Source organism: Myceligenerans indicum (assembly GCF_016742955.1).
GTDB classification, from domain to species: Bacteria; Actinomycetota; Actinomycetes; order Actinomycetales; family Cellulomonadaceae; genus Myceligenerans; species Myceligenerans indicum.
Map to the genome: position 1 here is coordinate 25,120 of NZ_JABBYC010000018.1, position 23,285 is coordinate 48,404.

The following is a 23,285-nucleotide window of genomic DNA, read 5'->3' on the forward strand; positions in this document are numbered from 1 at the left end:
TCCGTACGTCGTTCATGGAGTCCTCTCGGGGGTGCGGACGATGAGGTCGGTCAGGGCGGCTGTCGCGCGGTGAGGGTCGGCTGATTCGGTCACGGCGCGTCCGGCGATGAGGATGTCCCAGTCGGGGCTTGTCACGACGGACGGGTCGGCGGCGGTGAAGCCGCCGGAGACCGCCACGGGAAGCTGGCTCCACGCGCGGATCTGCCGGGCACGCTCCAACGGCTCTCGTCCTCCGGGGCCGAGGTCGATGTTGGTGGTGACCACGAGTCCGTCGATGCCGGCCCGGGCCATCTCGCCCACCCACTCGGCGGAGTGCCGCTCGGCGGGGGCGTCCAGGAGTATTGAGGTCCCCAGGCGTCGGGCAGCGGAGCATGCCGCGGCCACGCTTGCGCTGCTTGCGGGTCCGATCAGAAGGACGACGTCGGCGCCGTGCTCGACGGCGTTCTCCACCTGGTCGCGTCCCCAGTCCGACGACATCATCTCCGCGACAACGAGCGCGTCAGGCACGGCACGCTTGACCGTCTCGATGGCGAAGACGCCGTTGGACTTGATGAGGGGATCACCGACCTCCATGAACGTTGCTCCCGCGTCGACTGCGGACTGTGCGACGGCGACGGCCAGATCCAGGTCGGGCACGTCCAGAGCGACTTGGAGGTGCCTTCCGCCGCGCAGCCGGCGGTACGCCGCGCTGGTCATCAGATCGTGCGTTGGTTGGCCGCGACGGGCGGCCTGGGCGGCAACCGCTCTGCCTTCGCGGACAGCCAGCCAGGTCCCTGACCGGGAGGCGAGATCGGCGAGCAGCGCAGTGCGTTCGGGCGGAGGGGCGACCGCACCGGTGCGGATCTCTCGCAGCAGGGGGACGACGGCGTGCGGCACGACGGCCTGCTCGACCTTCGCCGGGTTGTCGCACAGCAGCGACAACCGATCTAGGAGATCACGCGCGTACCGGGGCGCATGGCGCCACGCCTCCTGAGAACGACACCGCGCCAGCGCAGCCCGGACCAGATCGTCAGGATCCGCGCGGCGGGCGAGGCTCTCCAGCGCCTGGGCACGCACGTACCAGACGTCGTCGTCCAGCAAGGTTGGAAGGACACCAGCTACGACGTCGTCGGGTGCGGTGCGCAGGAGCTGGGAGCTGGTGGCCCGGACCTTGTAGTCGCGATCGGCCACGAGGTGCTCGAACCCTCGAGTCATGGCAGGGGCCGCGGGATCCATGTGGCTGAGCCCTGTCGCGACGGCCGCCCGGACGCGCCAGTCCACGTGGTTGAGCAACCGTGCGACCAGGCCACCGTGGTCGTCCGGTGTGATGAACAGATTCAGGTGGTTCGCCAGGAACGCTGCGACGTCGGGGGCGTTGAGGTCAGCTTCCTGGACGAACTGAGCGGCCGCGGCGCCGTCGAAGTGCGCCTCGACGTGCTGAGCGACGTCGGACCATACCTTCGAGCCGTGGTCGTGCAGCGCTCCGGACAGCCAGGAGCGCCAGTCGCTCCCCAGCGCCGCGGGGAGCGACGGCTGGCGTAGCAGGGCGCGGACCACCGGCAGGGAGGCCGGGTTCCCAGTGCAGGCGCGTGCGCACGAGCGCAGCACGTCGGGCGTCGTGAAGCGTGATCCGTCGGTTGCGACGTCAAGCAGGCGGGCCAGGGTCGTCGTTCCCGCCAGGCTTGGAGCGAGCGCGATGGCTGACAACGCCGCGGGCGTGGCCTCGTCGACCGCCATCACGAAGAACCGAAGCAGACCGGCGGCGATGGCGCTCGTATCGGCGGCGTCCGACAGCTTGCTGATCACATCGCCGAGCCGGGAACGTCCGGGGTCCGAGGCGACCTGCACCAGGCGGGACGCAGCGAAGTACTCCCGGACCAAGTCGTGGGAGAACTCGACGCGCCCGCTCGGGGTGCGCTGAGCAAGTTCCGGGGGAACGGGAAAGGTCTCGGGTACGGCGGCGAGGGGGAACCACTGCCGCGCGAGCGGCAGGCGTCGGCCGAGGCCGGCTCCGGCGGCGTCGCCCAGGATTCGCACGACCTCATCGACGTCGTGCACGGACCGGTCCACGATGGCTCGTACGCACTGGTCGACCAGCAGGTATGGGCTGGCCTTGCGCAGTGGAACGGCGACAGCGCCCTCGCGGAGCAGGGACATGAACATCGGGAGCCGGACAAGATCCTGCAGGTGCGCCGGTAGATCTGCGAACGCGGTCTCGCCAGGCTGCTGCTCCTGCTCCCACGCGCGGGGGGCGGTGGATGGAGACCACAGGGCGGTCGTGTGCGAAGCGCCGTTGCTGGGGCGAAACAGCGATGCAGCCAGCAGCGGGTAGCCCGACAGATCGGGCGCCGGGGGAGTGCGGATCACCAGGACGAAGCGCAGCGCGGGCGCAGCGGCCTGACGGAGGATCGTGTCGACTGCCCGCCCCACCGAGCCGAGCACGCCCGCGGTGTTGATCCCGTCCACGATCACGACCAGAGGGCGGGACAAGGACTCCGCCGTCCGCTCCAGAGTCAGCAAGGCGTCCTCAGCCGACCGGGACGGAGCCGTACCGGAGGACGGCCGCAGCCAGATCGGTCGCACTCGCCTCAGCGCCTGGGTGCATCTGGACGTCCGCTGTCCCCGCCAACGACGCAATCGTGGACTGCACCAGCGTCGACTTCCCCGTACCCGCCGGGCCGCACAGCACGAAGACGCGAGAATCGGACGCCACGAACTCCTTCAGCGCGGCGGTTCCCGCCTCGTCGGGCACATGCCAGCGGGGCAGGGCGGTTGCGCCCGCAGTCCGCGTCGCCGAGACGGTGGCGAGGTCGCCGTCCTCCGGCCCCTCGAGCAACAGCCAGAACCGCTCCCGCACCGACTTGGAGGCCTGCTCCAGATCCGTGTCGAGGATCTCCTGCGTCTCCATCCGGAACACCATCGCAGCGCCCTTCCGCTCCGCGGCGGACAGGGCGACGTCGCTCAGGCCGAGGTGCGCGGCGTACCGGCGCTGACTCAGTCGGCGGGCCAGGCGCAGCGCCTTCAGCTCCCGCCCCAGGACGTCGGCAAAGTCTGGTCTGTAGGAGTGTGGTGGTTGGGGTCTGACTTGCGTCTTTGCTGGTGAGACGAGGTGCGCGGGTGCGTCCCGGTGCGGGTTGGATCGGTGGTTCCTACGCCAGACCGCTCTCACCTGCAGGAACACACCCGCGCTGATGTCATCGTCTCGTGCCACCGCCCTGACCTCCAAGTCCGTCTCGTCCGAGACCCTTCTGATCGAGCTCCTCGCCAAGCTGCCCGACCCGCGGGCCCGACGTGGTCGGCGTCACTCGGTCGGTGCGCTGGTCGCCGTGGCGCTGTGCGCGGTCCTGACCGGCGCGCGAGGCTTTACCGCGATCGCCGAGTGGGCCGGGGACGCGGGGCGGGTCCGTCTGGCACGCCTCGGCATGGTCCGCCGGGCCGCTGATGAGTCCACGTTCCGTCGGGTCCTGTCCCGCCTGGACCCGACTGCGCTGGAGGAGGCCCTGGGTGCCTGGGCGGTGACCCGCGCCCGGAAGACCGGCGGGCGGCGCGTCTACGCGATCGACGGCAAAGCCGTACGCGGCGCACGGAAGAAGGGCGCCGCCCGTGCGTTCCTGGTCGCCGCGCTGGACCACGTCACCGGGACCGTGGCCGCACAGGTCGGGGTGGAAGCCAAGGGCTCGGAGATCACCGCGGCCCGTGTGCTGCTCGGGCTGCTGGATCTGACCGGGGCCGTGTTGACCCTGGACGCGCTACACACGAACAAGACGACCGCCGCCCAGATCGTGACCGCCGGCGCGCACTACGTCTTCACCGTCAAGGGCAACTCCCGGGTGCTTTTCGCGATGCTCAAGGCACTGCCCTGGGCCCTGATCCCCGCCACCACCTCGACCGACCGGGGGCACGGCCGGCGCGCGACGCGCACCATCAAGGTCCTGGACGCCCCGGCCTGGATCGAATTCACCGGCGCCGCCCAGGTCGCCCAGCTACGACGCACCATCACCGTCAAGGGCAAGAAGACCGTCGAGGTCGTCTACCTCGTCACTTCCGCCGGCGCCCGCATCGCCGACCCCGCCACCCTCGCGACCTGGGCAAACGGACAGTGGTCGATCGAGAACAGGCTCCACTGGGTGCGGGACATCACCTTCGACGAGGACCCCTGCCAGATCCACACCGGCCACGCACCCCAGAACATGGCCGCCCTACACAACACCGCCATCGCGATCCTGCGCACCACAGGCTGGAACAACATCGCCGCAGCCCTGCGACATCACGCCCGAGACGTCAACCGGCCCGTTCACACACTCCTACAGGCATGACTTTGCCGAGGCCCTGGGTCCGACGCGGCTGGGAGCGAGTTCGATAGCCGATGAGTGGCGTGTGGCTTGACACCGGGGCTTCTTGGGTCTGTATCGGCATGTTCATTCGGTGCGTCGCTCGAGGTACCTGTCCACGGTGGAACGCGTGGCGAGCACCCGGCGTCCGACGCGCCTCCCTGGTATCTCGCCGCTGCGGACCAATTCGCCCGCTGTCCAGGTCGAGATGCCGAGGTAGTCGGCGATGTCGCCGTATGTCATGTACGGATCCTCGGGTCACCGTGGAGACGCTCCAGGTACTCCTCGAGGGTCGAGAGGCGGACGCGGATCCGGTTGCCGATGCGGGCGCAGGGACCGACTTGACCGCGGCGCACAAGCTCTCCGAACCACCAGCGGGAGATACCGAGTACTTGTGCCGCCTGGGCGGTGTCGAGGAGCGGATCGAAAGCTGTCGAGGCCGAAGAGGCAGTAGCGCTCATGGCTCATCTCCCGGTTCGTGACGACGTCCATGCACGAATCAGGTGCGGGACCGCGCCCGGGTGTCCTGACCCGGACGGGGCCCGCTACATCAGGCAGGGAACGCGATCACGTTCCCGCCTCTGTACTCCTCGTCAAGTGCTGCCATGCGCTCGGCGAGTCGGGCATCGCCGGTGTCGGTCGCGTGCTGGTAGACCATGGCAGCGGCAACGGTGGAGTGTCCGATCCGCTTCATCAGCTCGGCCAGCGTCGCGCCGGCTTCGGCGGCACGGGTCGCGGCGAGGTGACGCAGGTCGTGCCACCGGATCTCGGCCGGCATGCCCGCGCGCGCCTTGGCTCGGGAGAACATCTGGGTGCGCTGCGCTGCGCTGCCCGGAGAGGGCGCCCGGTGCTGGTCGTGAAGACCAGTGCCTGAGGGCTGGGGCCGGTGAACTGGTCGAGGTGCTTGAGGAGCGCTTGGCCAGCCTCGGGCGGCAGGTGCACGGGGCGCTTTCCGGCGTCGGACTTCGGCGGGCCGAACGCCAGCGGCTTCCCCGTGACGTCCACCAGTGCCTGACGGACTCGCAGCCGAACGCCTCCGGAGCGCGTCCGCTCCACGTCCTGTCGTCGCAAGGCGAACAGCTCACCAGCCCGCAGCCCGGACCACGCCGAGACGATCACGGCCGCGCGGTAACCCTCCGAGCTGCCTCGGCAGGCGGCCGCGATCATGTCGACGACGCTGCCCGCCGGGATGACGCGCTCAGCGGGGCTGGTCTTGCCGGCGCCTCGGATTGCGCACGGGTTGGCGTCCAGGAGCCGGTCGCGTACGGCGTCGCCGCAGATCGTGCGGAGCAGCGCGTAGGCGCGGGCGGCCTGGGTGCGTCCGGTCACCGCCGCCGACTTCTCCGGAGCCTCGGCCGCCGGGGGAGAGCCGGCGGCGCGCCACGCCTCCCAGAGCGCGGTGGACATGTGCCCGGACTCCTTCACCGGGCGGCCGTTCTGCCGGGCCCACGCGCGCACGTGCTGCGCCTCGGACGGTCCGGGTCCCCGGGCGAGCCACTCCTCGGCGGACTTGGCCGTGGCTACCTTCAGCGCCGCGTACCACTCGCTGACGACGCCGTGGGAGATCGAGCGAAGCGGGTATGTGCTCAGGTCGATCTGGCGGGCGGTGCCGGGCACGTCCAGGGGGGTGAGGATCCACCGGCGCAGGAGGTCGTCGTACCTGCTGCGGGTGGTGTCCTTGAGCTCGCGGATCGCGAGCCAGCGTGGTGCGTACTCGCCCAGGGCGATCTCGCCGGTCTCGGGCTCGCGGTAGGTGCCGCGGTGCACGTCGGCGAGGACCTTCGCCAGGGCGGCGGCGGCAGCGTCGTAGGTATCGAACGTGCCGACGGGTCGGCGCTTCTTGTCCGGGCCGGTGTACCGGGCCTGGAAGCGGCCCGGCCGCGTCTCCCGGATGTTGCCGTACGCGGCGCGCCGGGTGCGTCGTGGCGCTCTCACGCCCTGAGGCGTGGAGGCGTCACCGCGGCGAGCGGGATTGATCGTGGGGGAGTCGGACATCGTCGTGCTCCTGCTCCTGCCCCAGCCGTCACAGACTTAGGGCACATAAGGGCACGGAGAAGAGCTTCCAAGCCCCGCGGAGCACGCGACGGGCAGGTCAGAAACAGCCTCTGACCTGCCCGTCCGCATCGTGAGCGGGCGACGGGAATCGAACCCGCGTAATCAGTTTGGAAGACTGAGGCTCTACCATTGAGCTACGCCCGCGCGGGTCCCGACGACGGTATGTGCCATGGTTGGGGTGACCCCTCCGAGCGCACCGTCCGCCGTCGAACCGCGGGCTCACGATAGCAAATGTCCGGGGCCTCGTGCCGCCTCCATCGAGGGCGATTCGTCACGTCGGCGGAACTCGGGTGTGCGTGACGGCGCGTCGGTGAGCAGGTGTCCTGGCGATCCTGACCTGTGGCACTACACTTGCTCTGGCCCGGCTGGAGACCGGGCGTCCGGGGCGTGGCGCAGCTTGGTAGCGCATCGGCTTTGGGAGCCGAGGGTCGCAGGTTCGAATCCTGTCGCCCCGACTGCAAAGGGCCAGGTCAGACACACTTCTGACCTGGCCCTTCCTGCGCGCACCATGGGCGCACGCGGTCACCCTCAGCGGGCAGTGGGGACAGGATCGGCGATGTGGTCGTGCACCTCGCCGAGGTCTGAGCCTGTTCGATACCGCGGACGAGGGAGTGCGCGTGGGGCAGGCCCGCCGCACGCGCCTGCGTGATCCACGCGGTCAACGCCTCGATGTTCCCGCCTTCGGGACCCGGCGGCGCGGCGAACGAGTCCAGCAGCTCGGCGTCAGTTGGGCCCGTTAGGTGATTTCATTGGGTCTGCGGCCTTTGACCTCTTAGAATGTGCGAGATGGAGCACTCTCACGACGATGCTGCAGGCCCTACGAGCAACCGGCGTCGGCTCGGGCGAGTCATCGAGGCGTCCGCATCGGTCGGTGCTGTTCTCGGGATCGTCCTCATGTTGCACAACCACCTGTCGGCGTACCTGTGCTTCTTCGGCGCCTATTGCATGCCTGACGACGGCGAGATCGTCACCTACAGGGTGCTGGCCGTCACCACCGTGGTGCTCGTGGTGGTGGCCACCGTGGCCGGCGTGTACAACCACAGGCGACGGCTGCTGGCCTGGCACGGGCTGGTAGCGGCCGCCGTGGTCGTGGCACTGGTCCTGTTCGCCGTCCCGCAGATCCGCTGGGACCGACCCGGGTCCCCGGTCCGGAACTTCGAGAACGGTGAACAGTGCTACACGGGCGGGACCGGGTTCTGCCAGGGCGGATGACGTCTCCTGGCAGCTCGGACGAGGTGGCGAAGGCCGGGGCCGGCGTGTCGGGACAGGCGCGCCGGCGCGTGACGGCGTCGGGATCGTCCCACGTGGACGGGTGAATGCCGTCCTTGGCGAGTCCGGCTGTGGTGTTAAAGTCACCGTGCCGGCGTTTCCTACCCTGGACGCTTTCTCGGCACCTTCGGCGCGATCGTGTCGCCCTGAGCCCGTGTGGAACATCCGTGGGCGCGGCGACCGACACGTGGGCTGCTCGTATCGGATCTTCGTGAGCCCCCGCGACCGCCAGTCAAGCTGACAGCCGGCGCCCGGCGCCCGGCTGTCGTGTGGTCATTCACCAGTCCAGGAGCACGCCATGGCCTTCATCGCCGCCGCTTCAAGCACCCCGAACCCACCGTCCTCCCCGTCACCGCGTCTGGTCGTCGACGGCCCGGCCCCTGCGGGGGAAGCCCTCACCGGCGCGGACGCCGTCGTCCGTTCGCTCGAGCTGCTGGGGGTGACCGATGTGTTCGGCATGCCGGGCGGCGCCATCCTGCCCGTCTACGACGCGCTGATGAACTCCGACACGCTGCGGCACATTCTGGTGCGCCACGAGCAGGGCGCCGGGCATGCGGCCGAGGGCTACGCCGTGGCGTCCGGCAAGGTCGGCGTGGCGATCGCGACGAGCGGGCCGGGGGCGACGAACCTTGTCACCGCGATCATGGACGCCCGGTCGGACTCCGTGCCGCTACTCGTGATCACGGGGCAGGTGCACTCCGCGCTGATGGGAACCGACGCCTTCCAGGAGGCCGACATCGAGGGCATCACGCTGCCGCTGACGAAGCATTCCTACGTCGTGACCAGGGCGGCCGACATCCCGGGGGTGCTGGCCGAGGCCTACCGCCTCGCGGGGTCGGGCAGGCCCGGACCCGTGCTCGTCGACATCACCAAGGACGCCCAGCAGGCTGCCGTGCCGTTCGCCTGGCCCCCGGCCGGGCACGACGTCGAAGGCGCGCCCCGGCGCGTCAGCTCGACCCAGATCGGACGCGCCGCCGAGGAGATCGCCCGGGCCGCTCGTCCGGTGCTGTACGCCGGAGGGGGAGTGGTGCGCGCAGGCGCCGCGGCAGAACTGCGCGAGCTCGCCGAGCTGACGGGCGCGCCCGTGGTGACGACGCTGATGGCGCGCGGGGTCTTCCCGGACTCGCACCCCCTCAACCTCGGCATGCCAGGGATGCACGGCTCCGTGCCCGCCGTGCTCGCGTTGCAGGAGTCGGACCTCATCATCGCCGTGGGTGCCCGGTTCGACGAACGGGTCACCGGCGACACCGCACTCTTCGCGCCACGGGCGCGCGTGGTCCACATCGACATCGACCCGGCCGAGATCTCCAAGATCCGGCACGCGCACGTGCCGATCGTGGCCGACGCGCGCACCGCACTGTCCGACCTCGGCCGAGCCCTGCGGGCCGTGCGTCCGGCGTCGCCGGGTGACCTGTCGTCGTGGTGGTCCTTCCTCGACGGTCTGCGGCGGGACTACCCGCTCGGCTACGCACCCACCACCGACGGGCTCATCGCTCCGCAGCACGTGATCCAGCGCATCAGCCGGCTGTCGGGGCCCGACGCCGTCTACACCGCCGGCGTCGGCCAGCACCAGATGTGGGCCGCGCAGTTCCTCCGGCACGAACGCCCCCGCCACTGGATCAACTCCGGCGGTGCGGGAACCATGGGCTTCGCCGTCCCGGCGGCGATGGGGGCCAAGATCGCCCGGCCCGACCGGGTCGTGTGGGCGATCGACGGCGACGGCTCGTTCCAGATGACGAACCAGGAACTGGCGACCTGCGCGCTGAACGACATCCCGGTCAAGGTCGCGATCATCAACAACTCCGCCCTCGGCATGATCCGCCAGTGGCAGACCCTCTTCTACGCCGAGCGCTACTCCAACAGCGCTCTGCACACCGGACACGAGACGGCGCGGATCCCTGACTTCGTCCGTCTCGCGGACGCCTACGGCTGCGCGGCCCTGCGGGTCGAGGACGAGAAGGACATCGACCAGGCCATCGAGACCGCCCTGGGGATCAACGACCGCCCCGTGGTGCTGGACTTCGTGGTCAGCGACGACTCGATGGTGTGGCCGATGGTTCCCCAGGGCGTCGGGAACGACCGCATCCGGTACGCCCGGGACCACGAGCTCGCATTCGGCGACGACAGCTGATCGGACGGCTCGGGGGCCCGCCGCAATGCCGGGTCCCCGGGCCGGGGGCGAGGGGTTCGCCGAGGGTGGTTCGACCTCTCGCCATATGACGTAAAACGGCTCGGTGGCCTCTTGGTGACACGCGCGCACAAGGCATCTTGAGGCCACACAGGATGCTGCTGTCCCGGCATTTCCTCTCCAGGGGATGGCACTTTTCTCCCACTTCCCGGGTGCTTCCGGGAATTGCCAGTATTCCCGTGTCCGGTTCGAAACCCGAATCGGTTGGGAAATTATCGGGTCGCCTCCGCGACCCGCTGGAGGGAGAAACTTCGATGAGAAGAGCGTCTGCGCTTCTCGCGGTGGTCTCGTTGGTGGCCTCGATCCTGGGGATCGCGGTCGGCGTGGCAGGGCCGGCATCGGCCGCGGCACGTGACGGGGTCTGCGACAGCGGCGAGTTCTGTTACTACTACAACAGCAACAACGCCGGTTCCGTCTCGGACTTCACCGCGTCGGTCAGCGACTACGGCACCAGCCAGCCGTCGTGCTACGACTTCAAGGGTTCGGGCAGCGGCCAGGGCGACTGCATCAAGAACAACGCGGCCTCGGTGTGGAACCGCTCCGGTGAGACGGTTCGCGTCTACTTCAACACCGGCTACGGCGGCACGTACCAGAACATCGGCCCGGGCTACAAGGGCCAGCTCAGTGCGGAGCTGTACAACAACAACGCGTCGCACCAGTTCGTGGGGAGTGCCGGCACCGACACCGGGGCCCGCAGCGGTACCTGCGAGGACGGCGAGTTCTGCTACTACTACAACAGCAACAACCAGGGGTCCATCTCGGACTTCACCGAGTCCGCGGGCAACTACGGTGATGCCCAGCCGACGTGCTACGACTACAAGGGTTCGGGCAGCGGCCAGGGCGAGTGCATCAAGAACAACGCCGCTTCGGTGTGGAACCGGTCCTCCAAGACGGTCCGTGTCTACTACAACAGCTACTACGGCGGCTCGTACCAGGACATCGCGCCCGGCTACAAGGGCCAGCTCAACAGCACCGTCTACAACAACAACGCGTCGCACCAGTTCCTCGGCACCACGTCTGCCGGCAGCGGTTCGCGCAGCGGTACCTGTGAGAGCGGCGAGTTCTGCTACTACTACAACAGCGGCAACGAGGGCTCGATCTCGGACTTCACCGACTCGATCGGCGACTACGGCGCCTCGCAGCCCGACTGCTACGAGTTCAAGGGTTCGGGCAACGGCCAGGGCGAGTGCATCAAGAACAACGCCGCCTCGGTGTGGAACCGGTCCAGCAAGACGGTCTGCGTCTTCTACAACAGCTACTACGGCGGCTCCTCGCAGGCCGTGGCTCCGGGCTTCAAGGGCCAGCTGAACGGTACGGTCTACAACAACAACGCCTCCCACAAGTTCATCACGGGCTCCGAGTGCCCCGTCTACAACGGGGGTGGCGGCACCAGCGGCGGTACCAGCGGTGACACCAGCGGCTCGTACTCCGAGAAGGTCGAGCGGGTCATCGAAGCCGCTCTCTCCCAGACCGGCAAGGGCTACTCCTACTCGTGGGGCGGCGGCAACAAGTACGGCCCGACCTACGGCATCTGCTGCAGCCCGAGCGGATACGACGACCGCAGCCGGTACGGCTTCGACTGCTCCGGCCTGACGCAGTACGCGTTCTGGCAGGGCGCGGGCGTGGACATCGGCACCTACACCGGCGCCCACCTCAGCAAGGGCACGAAGGTCTCCATGAGCAACCTGCGGCGCGGCGACCTGATCATGTGGGGCGGTTGGTCGAGCACCTACCACACCGCGATCTACCTAGGAAACGGGCAGATGGTCGAGGCGTCAGTACCTCGCGGCTCGAACAGCGTGCACGTCACGAACGTGTACGGCGGTGACTTCGGGATTCGCGTGAACATGTGATCCCGGGATCCCAGTGAACTGGCACGATCCTGCCACCGAATTCGGTGGCAGGATCGTGCCATTTCTCGATTCCCCGGCAGGAATTGCTCCGGCACCTCCGTGACAGCCCGATTCTCTTGTTGCGCCATCGGCGGCGGGAAAGAATAGAACTCAGAAACAAGAAACCCGTGCAGAATGGAGAATCACCATGCAGCTCTCAGTTTTTCGGCGTTCCGTCGTCGTCGTCCTGACCGCGGTCGTGCTCACCGCGGCCGGCCAGGGAGTGGCCAGCGCCGAGGACCCGCAGTGGGAGACGGACCCGCAGTGGGAGACGACCCCGCCTGCCACCACCCAGCCGTGATGCCCTGTGCGGATCGTCAAGATCACCGTGGAGGCCCCACATACCACGGCCTGGACCACGTCGGCGAGCATCGTCGACGCGATCCAGGCCGCGGCCGTCCCGCAGGATCAGCTGATGCACGTCTATGCCGCCTTGCTTCCCACCGGCTTCGGCGTCGTGATGTACCTCCTGGTGCCGCTCGACCGGGCCGCGGCGACCGGGAGCCGTCTGGTCCTCGCCGCGACGGACTCGCTCGAACTCACCGACTGGACACTGGGAAAGGTCGAGGCCTGGGACCCCGCCGGGCTCAGCTGAGGTCCGCAGGCTCCAGCCAGCCGTGGTCCAGTGCCCGCGCCCCCGCCTGAAAGCGGCTGCTGGCGTCCAGGCGCTCCATGAGACCGCTGCTCAGGCGCCGCACCGTCCGCAGCGACACACCGAGCCTGCGCCCGGCGGCCTCGTCGGTGGCTCCCTTGGCCCACAGCCGCAACAGCTCGTGCTCCTGCACCGACAGGCCGTCGTCGTCGCGGCGGCGGTCCGCGCCCAGAGGGGTGGCCGCCCGCCAGGCCTGCGTGAACAAGGCCATGAGCGCGGCGACGACCCCGGGTGAGGTCATCACCACGGCGCCGGACCCCGACTCGGTGTCGGTCAGGGGCACCATCGCATGGTCCTGGTCGATGATCTGGAGCCGGACCGGGACGGTCGCGGCCAGCCGCACCTCGGCGCCGTTGTTGCGCAGCCACGTGGCGTGATCCCACGTCGCCTGATCGTTGCGGATGCTCTCCAGGTAGACCGTGCGCATCCGCACGCCACGTGCCAGCAGCGTCTCGCTCAGGGCGCGGCTCGAGCCCAGCGCACGCGGTGACGTGGCCCGGGTCGGCACGAACGTGCACAGTTCCTGCGTGCACCGTTCGATGAGCGTGGCCAGGCGGTCCCTGGCCTCCGCCGCGGTCTCCAGCACCTCGACGTCGGGCCCCTTGTGCACGTTGCTCAGCTCGGAGACGAGACGTGCGAGAGCCACCCGGCCCTCCTCGATCTCCTGGTTGCGCTGCGCGACCTGCGCCTGCTCGCGGGCGAGCAGGGCCGCGAGCCCCACCTCCGGGCTGACCGGACGCAGCCTGTCGTCATCGCCCCACGACTCCTCGACGAGCATCAGATGGGACAGCTCGTCCAGGGCTTCCCGGACACGCTCCTCGTCGATCCCGAGGGCCTCGGCGATACGGTCCGGTCCGGCGTCGCGATCTCTGAGCATCTGCAGGTAGACCGACTCGGCCGTGCTGGACATCCCCAGACCTTGCAGCATGCTTCGACTCCCCGATCGATCGAACGAACGGGCGCCGGGCGACCGTCCCGGTCTTGCATGCTCGCACAGGTCAGCGGGGTCGAACAGAGGTTTTACCAGATTTCACCCGTTCTTCGAAGTGGCCGTTGACCTGCAGATTCTCTTTGGGCGGCGCTCGTGATACTTGCGCCGGGCAACCGGCCGGGGGGAAAATCCCGCATGCCTCGCTTCCCGCACTCGCACGACGGACCGCCGCCCACTCCGTCCGTGCCGGCGTTCGTGGGACGCGGCCGGGAGCTGTCGGCTCTCGAGAGCGCGCTGGCCCGGCCGCCGGCGATCGTCCTGGTGGAGGGTGAGGCAGGGATCGGCAAGAGCAGGCTGCTGCAGCACTGGCTCGCCGATGCCCCCTCCCGCCGGGACACCACGCTGATCTCGGTGTGTCCGCCGCTGCGTGAGTCGCTCACCCTCGGACCCGTCGTGGACGCGTTCCGCGGCACCACCGTGCCGGTCCCGCGCCTGGAGCTCAGCGACCTCGCCGGCGCGCTGCGCCCGCTGTTCCCGGAGTGGTCGGGCGTGCTCCCGCCGGCACCGGCGCCGCTGGGTGACGCGGGGGCCGCGCGCCATCGTCTGTTCCGCGCGCTCGACGAGCTGATCCGGGCGCTCGGCGTGCGTCTCCTCATGGTCGAGGACGCGCACTGGGCCGACGACGCCACCCTCGAGTTCCTCCTCTTCCTGGCCTCCGGCCAGCGGGCGGGCGGGCCGAGCCTGGTGATCTCCTACCGGCCCGAGGAGGTGGCCGCCGACTCGCTCCTGCGACGGCTCACGTCCCGGCTGCCGGCGGGCATCACCTGCTCGCGCATCCCGCTCGGCCCCCTGAGGAGCGAGGACACGGCCTCACTGGTGTCCTCCATGCTGGGCGGGAGCCCGATGTCGCCGGAGTTCACCAGGTTCCTCCAGGAACGGACCGACGGCATTCCGCTGGTCCTGGAGGAATCGGTGCGTCTCATGTGCGACCGGGCGGACATCCACGTCCGGGACGGGCACTGGAGCAGGCGAGAGCTGTGCGAGCTGACCGTGCCGCCCACCGTGCGCGACTGCACGCTCGAACGGGTCACGCGGCTGTCACGCACGGCCCAGCGGGTGCTGCACGCCATGGCGACCCTGGCGGAGCCCGCGCCGGAGGCCACCATCGCCGCGACCGCGGACCTGCTGCCGCGGGAGTGCCGGACCGGCATGGCGGAGGCCGCGGACGCCGCGGTCGTCGTCGACGACGACCGCGGCCAGTGGCGGTTCCGGCACCGGCTGGCAGCGGCAGCGGTGTACGAGGCGATCACGCGGGCCGACCGCGCGCTCCTTCACCTGCGGGCAGGACGGGCGCTGGAGAGCCTCCGGCCGGCCCCCGCCGCACGCCTCGCGCACCACTTCCGCCAGGCGGGTGAGACGGAGCCGTGGACGCGCTACTCCGAGCACGCCGCACAGCACGCCGTGGCCTCGGGCGACCACACCACGGCGGTCGTCCTGCTCGACGAACTCCTGTCGGCGACAGAGCTGCCGCCGCCGGATCTCGCACGGGTCGCGCGCACCATCGGCGTCACCGCGCTCAGCCGCCGGGAACCCGTGGACGAGGTGCACCACCGCGTGACCCGCACGCTGCGGGCCGTGCTCGAGTCCCCGGCGCTGTCGGCCCGCCAGAAGGCGGAGATCCGCAATCCCCTCGGGCGGCTGCTGATCCTCGGCGGCGAGGCCCGGGCCGCGCTCGCCGAGCTCGAGCAGGCGGTCGCCAACCTCGACCACGACCCGGTCGAGGCGGCCCGCGCGATGACCTACCTCGGCTGGGCCTACGCTGGGCCCTGGCCCGCACCCACCCATCTGCGGTGGCTCCAGCGCGCGGCGGAGATCACCGACGGCATCACCTCCCCGGCCGAGCGCCTGAACCTCGCCGGGAACCGCGCGGCCGCACTCCTGATGCTGGGCGAGGAGGAGGCCTGGGACGTCGTGGCCGGCCTTCCGCTCGACGCCGCGACCTCCGCCGAGCGGATCGACCTGGCCCGCATCCACTCCAACATCGGCACCGGCGCGATGCTGTGGGGCAGGCACGCGGACGCGGAACGGCACCTCGCCGTCGCCAGAGGTCTCGCCGACGGCGAGGGCGCCTCGCGCCTGCGCTACGTCATCGAGCTCGAACGCGCCGGCCTGGACTGGTTCACCGGCCGGTGGGACGGGCTCGCCGAGCGCGGCGCCGCGCTCGCGGAGGCGAGCCGGGACCGCCCTACCGCCTACCTCGCGGGCGTCCGCCTGGCAGCGCGGCTGGCCTCCGCGGCCGGTCGGCGGCAGGCCGCGGAGGAGCAGTTCCGGCTCGTCCTCGACGAGAGCGCGCGGCTCGGCGTGGTCGACGACACGATGGAGCCCGCCGCGGCGCTGGCCCGGCTGTGGCTGGCCGACGGCGACACCCTCGCGGCGCTGCGGGCCACCGACCAGCCGATCGACGCCCTGCGCCGGAAGGGGGTCTGGGTCTGGGCGACCGACGTCGTCCCCGCCCGGATCGAGGCGCACCTCGCCGACGGCGACCAGGTGGCGGCGAGGCAGCTGACCGAGCAGTTCGCGAGGGGCCTGCGGGGGCATGCCGCCCCGGCGCCTCGCGCGGCGCTCGCGCTGTGCCGCGCGCACCTGCTCGCCGCGGCGCAGGACCACCCCAGGGCGGCAGCCGCCTACGCACGGGCCGCCCGAGCCTGGAGCGCGTTGCCGCGCCCGTACGACGCCATGCTGGCCCGGGAACGGCAGGCGGAGGCACTCCTCGCGGCGGGGCAGCTCCACGAGGGCCAGGAACTGCTGACCGGCCAGTACGAGCAGCTGTTCCGGCTCGGGGCCCGTGGCGACGCGGACCGGGTCGCGCGGCGGCTCCGGGAGTCCGGGGCGGACGTCCCGCGTCCGTGGCGCGGCGGCCGGCGCGGCTACGGCGACCGCCTCTCCCCGCGGGAGCTGGAGGTCGTCCGGCTCGTCGTCGTCGGCCACACGAACCGGGAGATCAGCCGGATCCTGGTGAAGTCGCCCGCCACCGTGGACCAGCAGCTGCGTGCGGCGATGCGCAAGCTCAAGGTGACCTCGCGGACCGCGCTCGCGGTCACGGCGGTGGAGGCCGGCGTGCTCTCGGAGGAGCAGGTCGTGGCCGACGCATCATGATTTTTGACGCATTCGCAGGATAGCGACGTCTATATCCTGCCCGGAGCATGGCACGCATGATCCATGCCCCGATGAAACTGCTGACCGTCGTGGCGTCGCTGGCCCTCATTGCGGGCCTCGGCGTCGGCGCCCCACCACCGGCGGCCGCCGCGCCACCACCTGATCCGGGTGCGGCGCCGGCGGGGAGCGCGGAGAAGATCGATCCGCAGCTCCAGGAGTCGTTCCGCAGCGACCGGACCGCCGAGTTCTGGCTGACGTTCGACGAGCAGGCGGATCTGGAGCCGGCCAAGGACATCGCGGACTGGACCGAACGCGGCCAGTTCGTCTACGACGCGCTGACGGCGACGGCGGAGGCCTCGCTGGCGACCGTTGCCCCGCAGCTCGACGCGGCGGACGTCGACTACGAGTCCTACCCCATCGCGAACGCGGTACTGGTCAAGGACGGCACCGAGGGCCTCGCACTGGACCTGGCCGAGAACCGGCAGGTCGCCGAGGTCCAGGACGCGCCGGAGGTCGGGCTGGTCGAGCCGGTGCAGCCGGACTCCGACGCCCCCGAGCTGCGTGCGGCGGCCGACGACGTCGAGTGGGGCCTCGACTACATCAACGCACCCGAGGCCTGGGAACAGGGCGCGACGGGTGCGGGCATCACGGTGTCCAACCTTGACTCGGGCGTGGAGTTCGACCACCCGGCACTCGTGGGCAGCTACCGGGGCGCGAAGGCCGACGGGACGTTCGACCACGACTACAACTGGTTCGACAGCCGGGGCGTGTGCGAGGGAACCGCGCCGTGCGACGACAACGGGCACGGCACCCACACGATGGGCACCATGGTGGGCGACGACGGCGTGGGCAACCGGGTGGGCGTGGCCCCGGACGCGCAGTGGATCGCGACCAACGGCTGCTGCCAGAGCACCGGGTTCGAGTCGCTGCTGGACTCCGGCTGGTGGCTGCTGGCCCCCACGGACAGCGACGGGCAGAACCCGGACGTGTCCAAGCGCCCGCACGTGGTGAACAACTCGTGGGGCTCCACGGAGGAGCACCTGTACTCGGACTTCTTCACGGCGATCGACGAGGCGTGGACGGCGGCCGGGATCTTCAGCGTCTGGTCGGCGGGGAACACGTCCCCGGGCGCGGACTGCGGGACGGTCTCCTCGCCGGGATCGCACCCGGACGCCTACTCCGTGGGCGCGTTCGCCTCGAACGGCTCGCTGGCCGCGTTCTCCCGCAAGGGTGAGGGTGAGGACGGCGTGATCAAGCCGGAGATCTCCGCGCCGGGCGTCGGCGTCCGTTCCTCCTGGCCGGGGAACACGTATCGGCTGCTCAACGGCACGTCGATGGCCGCACCGCACGTCGCGGGCGCCGTCGCCGCACTCTGGAGCTACGACCCGACGCTCATCGGGCAGATCGACACCACACGCCGCCTGCTGGCGGAATCGGCCGTCGACGTCGACGACACCTCCTGCGGCGGCACCGCGGAGTTCAACAACAAGTACGGTGAGGGCCGTCTCGACCTCGTGCGGCTGCTGGAACTCGCCCCTCGCGGCGGCGGCACCCTGAGCGGCGTCGTCACGTCCGGCGGCACGCCGGTGCCCGGCGCCGAGGTGACGATCGACGGTCCGTTCGACCGCACGATCGGCACGGAGGAGGACGGCTCCTTCACCGTGCACCTGCCAGAGGGGCACTACGACCTCACCGCGGAGGCGTTCGGCTACCTGACGTCGTCGGCGAGCGCCACGGTGTCCGTCGGCGAGGACGCCGCCGTCGACATCACGCTCACCCCGGCCGACACCCACGACGTCGGTGGCACGATCCTCGACGAGGACCGGCAGCCGGTCCCGCACGCGGAGGTCTCCGTCAAGGGGACGCCCCTGGACGCCGTGGTGACGGATGCCGACGGTGCGTTCACGATCGCGGACGTGCCGGAGGGTGACTACCGGCTCGGCGTCGTGCCGAACGCCTGCCTGTCGCCCACCACGGTGCCCCTGACCGTGGGGCCGGAGACGGGTCCGGTCGAGGTGCCGGTCCCGCGCGTGGTCGACGACGGCGGCTACACGTGCGCCGTTTCGGAGGGTGACTACCGGCGCGGGACCGACAAGGTGGAGTTCACGAGCGGCGTCTGGGCTCAGGTGTCGCTGCCGCACCCCATCGCGCTCTACAACGGCACCCACGACACGCTCAACATCGGCAGGCGAGGGGTCATCTCCGTCGACGACGCGTACGCCGGTCCCGGCACCGGGGGAGTGGGCGCGTTCCCGTTCTACGTGCAGACCCCGTTCAAGCTCGACGACGGTGGCATCTACACGGCGCCGACCACGGTGGACGGCGAGGACGCGTTCGTCGTGGAGTACCGGGACGTGCACGTGTGGGGTGGTTCGGACCGGCCGGAGTGGTCGCAGGACACGGTCAGCTTCTCCGCCACGTTCACCCGGAACGGGACGGTGATCCTCGCCTACGGGGACGGCGTGGGCGGCGATGACCCGCTGACGGCCGGCTCGGTGACGACGACCGGCATCCAGGGCTGGGCGGGCGTGGACGGCATCCGGTTCTCGGAGAACTCCCCGACGCTGCACGACGGGCTGGTCGTCACCTACGACCTGCCGGACTTCGGGTTCGTCGACTCGACGATCGTGGACGAGAACGACGGGCTGCCCGTGGCGGGTGCCACGATCGCGATCGCCGACGACGAGGGTCTCGTCGAGAGCCTCACGACGACGCCGACCGGCGTCATGCACCGTCAGCTTCCCGTGGGCGACTACACGATGACGGTCTCCGCGCCGGACTACGTGACCGAGACCTACGAGTTCTCGCTCGACCACCTGTACGCGGCCACCGAGGTCGACGTGCGCCTCACCACCGGGATCGCCGACCTGACGGCCGACGGTCTGGACGTGGTGCTGGGCACCGGCCAGAACGGCAAGGGTTCGCTGACCCTGACGAACCCCGGCTCGGCCCCGGTCACGTTCGACCTGGGCGAGGTGGCGCGCCACCCGGAGCTCGACACGGGTGAGGCCGTCACGCGGACCGGTGCGGGGACCGACAGCACGATCGACATGACGGTCTGGGACGACGCCGCGGCGGAGGCCGGCTACGAGTCCTCGGCCGCCGGCGACGAGAAGGCCGGCAGTGAGAAGACCGGCGACGATGTCGCCACGTCGTCGGACGAGGTCGGGACCCATTCCGGCGGGGAGGTCATCACCCGCATCACGCTGGACGGGGACCTGGACGAGAAGGAGCCGTCCGGTCTCGGGTACGACGGCGACGTGTGGGTCCATGACTACAACGCGCGCACGAACACCGCCTACACGGTGACGGGGGAGAAGACCGGCAAGGAGTTCGCCGCGAACTGGAACCCCGACTACCGGGCGTTCGACATGGCGTTCGACACCCGCACCGGCGACATGTGCCAGCTGGAGGACAGCCCGGCGAGCTTCATCCACTGCTTCGACCGTGACACGGGTGCCGAGACGCGCCAGATCAAGGGCGCGTGGTCGAACACGCAGCTGACGGGGCTGGCGTACAACGAGGCGCTGGACGTCTTCTACGTGGGCGGCCGAGGTGTCGGCGCGATCGGGACCGTGGCCGGCACGTCGTACGAGACGCCCGGGCAGTTCCTGTCGTACTGCTCGCCGCCGCTGCCGGAGGCGATGGGCCTGGCGTACAACGCCGCGTCCGACACCCTCTGGTACACGGACCTGGCGTCGAACCGGCCGACCCGGCTCCTGCAGGTCGACCCCGTGGACTGCTCGCTGGTCAACGCCTGGTGGTTCCCCGGTCAGCGGCCGCTGCAGGGTGGCGGCCTCGCGACGGACGCCACCGGTGCGCTGTGGGCCACCGACCAGCTCACCGACGAGATCCTGCTCGTGGACGTCGAGGACGACCTGGTCACGGACCTGCCGTGGCTGTCGCTGTCGACGACCGGCGGCACGCTCGCGCCGGGTGAGTCGACGACGGTCGAGGTCGAGGTCTCTTCCGACGACGTCGATCCGGGCGTGCTCGGGGCGAACATCCTCGTGACGTCCGACGCGGGCCGGCAGTCCAAGGAGTACATCCCGGTCACGCTCACGACCACCGAGTACCAGGTGGCCGTGAACGCGGCGGGCGGGGCGTTCACCGACGGCGACGGCTTCTCCTGGTCGGCGGACCAGCCCCTCGGCAAGGGCTCGTGGGGGTACCGGGGCCGGACACGGACGATCTCCACCCGCTCCGCGGTGGACGGCACCACGGACGACACCCTGTTCCGGTCCCAGCGCACCGCGCGGCACCAGGACCTGACCTACGAGTTCGGCGACGCGCCGGAGGGCACCTACCGGGTGGATCTCGCCTTCGCGGAGATCCAGCGCGTCGCCCCGGGCCGGCGCGTGTTCGACGTGCTCGTGGACGACTCGCTCACGCGGTACGCCTACGACGTGGCGGGCACCGCCGGCCGGAACACCGCCGACTGGCAGACCGCCGTCGTCGAGCACTCCGGCGGTCCGCTGACGGTGAAGCTCAAGGGCGCCCTGGGGCTGCGTGCCCCGAGCGTCGCGGCCCTTCGCGTGACCCTCGACCCACGGGCCGTCGAGCGGCCGGAGCCCGAGCCGCAGCAGCCGGAACCGGAGGACGTGCCGGTGGCTGGGGCACAGCGCGGGTACGAGGTGCACGAGACGACCGGCCTGTACCGGCAGGGCACCACGGACACCGGCTGGTCCGGACGCTACGGGTGCGGCGTGCTGTGGTTCGGGTTCGACCTCCCGTTCTACGACACCGCGTGGGACGGGGCGTGCGTCGCGAAGAACGGCATGCTGACCCTGGACCGCGCCCGGTCCGACTCACGCAACACCGCGCTCCCGACGAGCTGGCCGGCGGACGCGATCTACCCCTTCTGGGACGACCTGCTCGTGGACGACGAGGCGCGGATCTACGTCGGCGTGACGACCGTGGACGGGCTCGACGCCCAGATCGTCGAGTACCGGGACGTCACGTTCAACGACGACCGGTCGGCACGCGTGAGCTTCTCGGTCACCCTCGTCGAGGACGGGCGCATCCAGATCGGCTACGGCGACGGCTTCGGCGGGTCCGACCCCCGCACCCGGGGCTCGTCGGCGACGATCGGCGTCGAGAGCCTCGACGGACTGCGCGCGAGCCAGTACTCGTTCGACGAGCCGAAGCTCACGGCCGGGATGGGGCTGGAGTACGTCCTGCCCGCGTCGGGCACGATCGAGGGTGAGGTCACCGACGCCAACGACGGGAAGCCGATCGCGGGCGCGCTCGTCACCCTGACGGGCCCGGACGGTGGCACGCGCACGATCACCTCCAACGCCCAGGGTCTGTGGAAGGCCCAGGCACTCGTCGGCGACAGCACGGTGAGCGTCTGGTCGCCGAACTACGAGGCGGACGACTCGACCGTGACCGTCGCCGAGAAGGGGGCGGCCGAGGTGCTGGACACGGCGCTGGCCACGGGCGTCGCCGAGATCTCCGGGGACGACCTCGAGTGGTTCCTCGACCAGGACCGGACCGCGACGGCCCAGCTCACCGTGACCAACTCCGGGACCGCCCCGCTCGGGGTCGAACTCACGGAGCAGCGCCGGGACGGCGAGGACGGGCACGAGGCCGCCGACCTGCCCTGGCTGTCGCTGGCCGGTGACGCCGCCGAGGGCGGGGTCGAGCTGGCCGTGGGCGAGTCCACGACCGTCACGGTGTCGGTCGACAACACCGGTGCCGGTCCGGGCGTGCAGGTCGGGGACGTGCTCGTCTCCTCGAACGCGGGACGCGTCCCGCAGCAGTACGAGCGTGCCCGGCTCGCGACGTCCGCCTACTGGCTGGGGGTCGACGTCGGTGGACACGGCCTGGCCGGCGCGGACGGCTTCGTCTGGTCGGCGGACCAGTCGCTGGACAAGGACCCGGACGGCTGGGGCCACGTCGGCGGCGTGCGGCGCGCCACCCGGGCCGACATCGACGGGACCGAGGACGACGAGCTGTTCCGCACCGAGCGGACGGGCAAGACGTTCGGCTACGTCTTCAAGGACGTCCCCGAGGGCACCTACCGCATCGACCTCGGCCTGGCGGAGATCAGCAGGATCGACCTCGGCAGGCGGAGCATCGACGTGCTGGTGGACGGCAAGGTCGTGCTCTACGACCACGACGTGCGGTCCCACGTCGGTGCGCTGACCGCGGACCGGCACACCGCCACCGTCCGGCACACGGGCGGTGACCTGACGGTCGAGCTGGTCGGCGAGACCGGCAAGCGGCCTCCCGTGCTCAGCACCCTCGCGGTGCGGGAGGACCCGCGCCTGTGACGTAGCCCCGGCTCGTCAGCAGGAGCACCCCGGAGGCAGGGCCTCCCCGGCACGATCTGCCGGGGAGGCCCTGTCCTCCCTCGTGGCTCAGTCACGTGCCGCGACCCACGCGTCGCTCGCGCGCTGCACGTCCGCGGCGCTCACGGCGTCGTCCACCGTGACGAAGTACCAGCGGTGCCCGAACGGGCAGCGCACGGCCGCCTGCCGGAAACCCTCGAACCAGTCCGCGGGCTCGCTGAGGCCGGTCGCCCCGGCATCGACGGCCCGGGTGTAGGCGGCGTCGGTGTCCGTGACCGGCACCGTGAAGCTCGCCGGCGTCGGAGCACCGGGCTCGGGCGCGACCGAGTCCGGCGGGAACGCGGCCGCCACCGTGAACGTCGACTCCCCGGCGGCGGACCGCAGGACCAGATCGGAGTGGATCACGACGTCACCGGCCGTGATCACGTAGAGCGTCTCGGCGCCCAGTGCCGCCTCGTAGAAGGCGACGGCCGCGCGGGCGTCGGACACGGAGATGTTGGGATGCAGGGCCGAGTTCTTCATGTCCTCGATCCTGGCGT

16 protein-coding genes and 2 tRNA genes are annotated in these 23,285 nt (G+C 70.6%); 9 read left to right on the forward strand and 9 right to left on the reverse strand.

The genetic code is table 11. The features are described 5' to 3' along the window. Window positions 1-12 precede the first annotated feature (12 nt). Window positions 13-2,499 carry an orotidine 5'-phosphate decarboxylase / HUMPS family protein gene (locus tag HGK34_RS11555; RefSeq protein WP_201847346.1) on the reverse strand — a complete coding sequence of 829 codons (2,487 nt, stop codon included), beginning with the start codon at window positions 2,497-2,499 and terminating at the stop codon, window positions 13-15. A 7-nt stretch (window positions 2,500-2,506) separates the two neighbouring features. Next, the gene (locus tag HGK34_RS11560) at window positions 2,507-2,887 is read right to left on the reverse strand and encodes a hypothetical protein (RefSeq protein WP_201847348.1); all 381 of its coding nucleotides are present in this window, start codon (window positions 2,885-2,887) and stop codon (window positions 2,507-2,509) included. A gap of 283 nt (window positions 2,888-3,170) precedes the next feature. Between HGK34_RS11560 and HGK34_RS11565 the strand changes: the two genes are divergently transcribed. Continuing rightward, window positions 3,171-4,295, forward strand: coding sequence for an ISAs1 family transposase (locus tag HGK34_RS11565; protein ID WP_201847350.1), 1,125 nt, complete (start codon window positions 3,171-3,173; stop codon window positions 4,293-4,295). A gap of 102 nt (window positions 4,296-4,397) precedes the next feature. Here HGK34_RS11565 and HGK34_RS11570 read toward each other — a convergent pair whose 3' ends face one another. The 5 genes from HGK34_RS11570 to HGK34_RS11590 form a co-directional block, all read right to left on the reverse strand. Then, complete coding sequence (locus HGK34_RS11570) at window positions 4,398-4,553, reverse strand: helix-turn-helix domain-containing protein (protein ID WP_201847352.1); 156 nt, start codon at window positions 4,551-4,553, stop codon at window positions 4,398-4,400. Next, the gene (locus HGK34_RS23755) at window positions 4,550-4,771 is read right to left on the reverse strand and encodes a helix-turn-helix domain-containing protein (RefSeq protein WP_201847354.1); all 222 of its coding nucleotides are present in this window, start codon (window positions 4,769-4,771) and stop codon (window positions 4,550-4,552) included. Before HGK34_RS23755 ends, HGK34_RS11570 begins: the two co-directional genes overlap by 4 nt. Before the next feature lie 89 nt (window positions 4,772-4,860). After that, on the reverse strand, window positions 4,861-5,118 hold the full coding sequence (locus HGK34_RS23760) for a tyrosine-type recombinase/integrase (protein ID WP_201847356.1): 258 nt from the start codon (window positions 5,116-5,118) through the stop codon (window positions 4,861-4,863). Continuing rightward, entirely contained in the window at window positions 5,004-6,305 is a 1,302-nt protein-coding gene (locus HGK34_RS11585) for a site-specific integrase (protein WP_201847358.1), read from the reverse strand. The genes HGK34_RS23760 and HGK34_RS11585 overlap by 115 nt, the downstream gene beginning before the upstream one ends. Before the next feature lie 133 nt (window positions 6,306-6,438). Continuing rightward, window positions 6,439-6,509: transfer RNA gene (locus tag HGK34_RS11590), tRNA-Gly, on the reverse strand. Window positions 6,510-6,746: 237 nt separating this feature from the next. On the opposite strand from HGK34_RS11590, the gene HGK34_RS11595 reads away from it, so the two are divergent. The 6 genes from HGK34_RS11595 to HGK34_RS11620 all read left to right on the forward strand — a co-directional run bounded on the left by HGK34_RS11595 (window position 6,747) and on the right by HGK34_RS11620 (window position 12,309). Then, a tRNA-Pro gene (locus HGK34_RS11595) sits at window positions 6,747-6,820 on the forward strand. 331 nt (window positions 6,821-7,151) lie between these two features. After that, window positions 7,152-7,577: a hypothetical protein gene (locus HGK34_RS11600; protein ID WP_201847360.1), complete on the forward strand. Its 426-nt coding sequence runs from the start codon at window positions 7,152-7,154 to the stop codon at window positions 7,575-7,577. Between the two features lie 355 nt (window positions 7,578-7,932). Beyond that, window positions 7,933-9,765 carry an acetolactate synthase large subunit gene (locus tag HGK34_RS11605; protein WP_201847362.1) on the forward strand — a complete coding sequence of 611 codons (1,833 nt, stop codon included), beginning with the start codon at window positions 7,933-7,935 and terminating at the stop codon, window positions 9,763-9,765. A 311-nt stretch (window positions 9,766-10,076) separates the two neighbouring features. Next, the gene (locus HGK34_RS22685) at window positions 10,077-11,675 is read left to right on the forward strand and encodes a peptidase inhibitor family I36 protein (RefSeq protein WP_201847364.1); all 1,599 of its coding nucleotides are present in this window, start codon (window positions 10,077-10,079) and stop codon (window positions 11,673-11,675) included. A gap of 187 nt (window positions 11,676-11,862) precedes the next feature. Further along, window positions 11,863-12,015, forward strand: a complete 153-nt coding sequence (locus tag HGK34_RS11615; RefSeq protein WP_201847366.1) for a hypothetical protein — start codon at window positions 11,863-11,865, stop codon at window positions 12,013-12,015. A gap of 6 nt (window positions 12,016-12,021) precedes the next feature. After that, window positions 12,022-12,309, forward strand: a complete 288-nt coding sequence (locus HGK34_RS11620) for a hypothetical protein (protein WP_201847368.1) — start codon at window positions 12,022-12,024, stop codon at window positions 12,307-12,309. Here HGK34_RS11620 and HGK34_RS11625 read toward each other — a convergent pair. Then, window positions 12,302-13,294 (reverse strand): helix-turn-helix transcriptional regulator, encoded by a 993-nt coding sequence (locus HGK34_RS11625; protein ID WP_280517895.1) that lies wholly within the window; start codon window positions 13,292-13,294, stop codon window positions 12,302-12,304. The two genes, HGK34_RS11620 and HGK34_RS11625, sit on opposite strands and share 8 nt — an antisense overlap. Before the next feature lie 198 nt (window positions 13,295-13,492). On the opposite strand from HGK34_RS11625, the gene HGK34_RS11630 reads away from it, so the two are divergent. Together HGK34_RS11630 and HGK34_RS11635 are read left to right on the forward strand one after the other, a co-directional pair. Continuing rightward, a complete protein-coding gene (locus HGK34_RS11630; protein ID WP_201847372.1) occupies window positions 13,493-16,453 on the forward strand; it encodes an ATP-binding protein in 2,961 nt (986 codons plus the stop codon). A gap of 47 nt (window positions 16,454-16,500) precedes the next feature. Beyond that, window positions 16,501-22,728, forward strand: a complete 6,228-nt coding sequence (locus tag HGK34_RS11635; protein ID WP_201847374.1) for a S8 family serine peptidase — start codon at window positions 16,501-16,503, stop codon at window positions 22,726-22,728. Between the two features lie 87 nt (window positions 22,729-22,815). On the opposite strand, the gene HGK34_RS11640 is transcribed toward HGK34_RS11635, so the two are convergent. After that, complete coding sequence (locus HGK34_RS11640; RefSeq protein ID WP_201847376.1) at window positions 22,816-23,268, reverse strand: VOC family protein; 453 nt, start codon at window positions 23,266-23,268, stop codon at window positions 22,816-22,818. Window positions 23,269-23,285 lie beyond the last annotated feature (17 nt).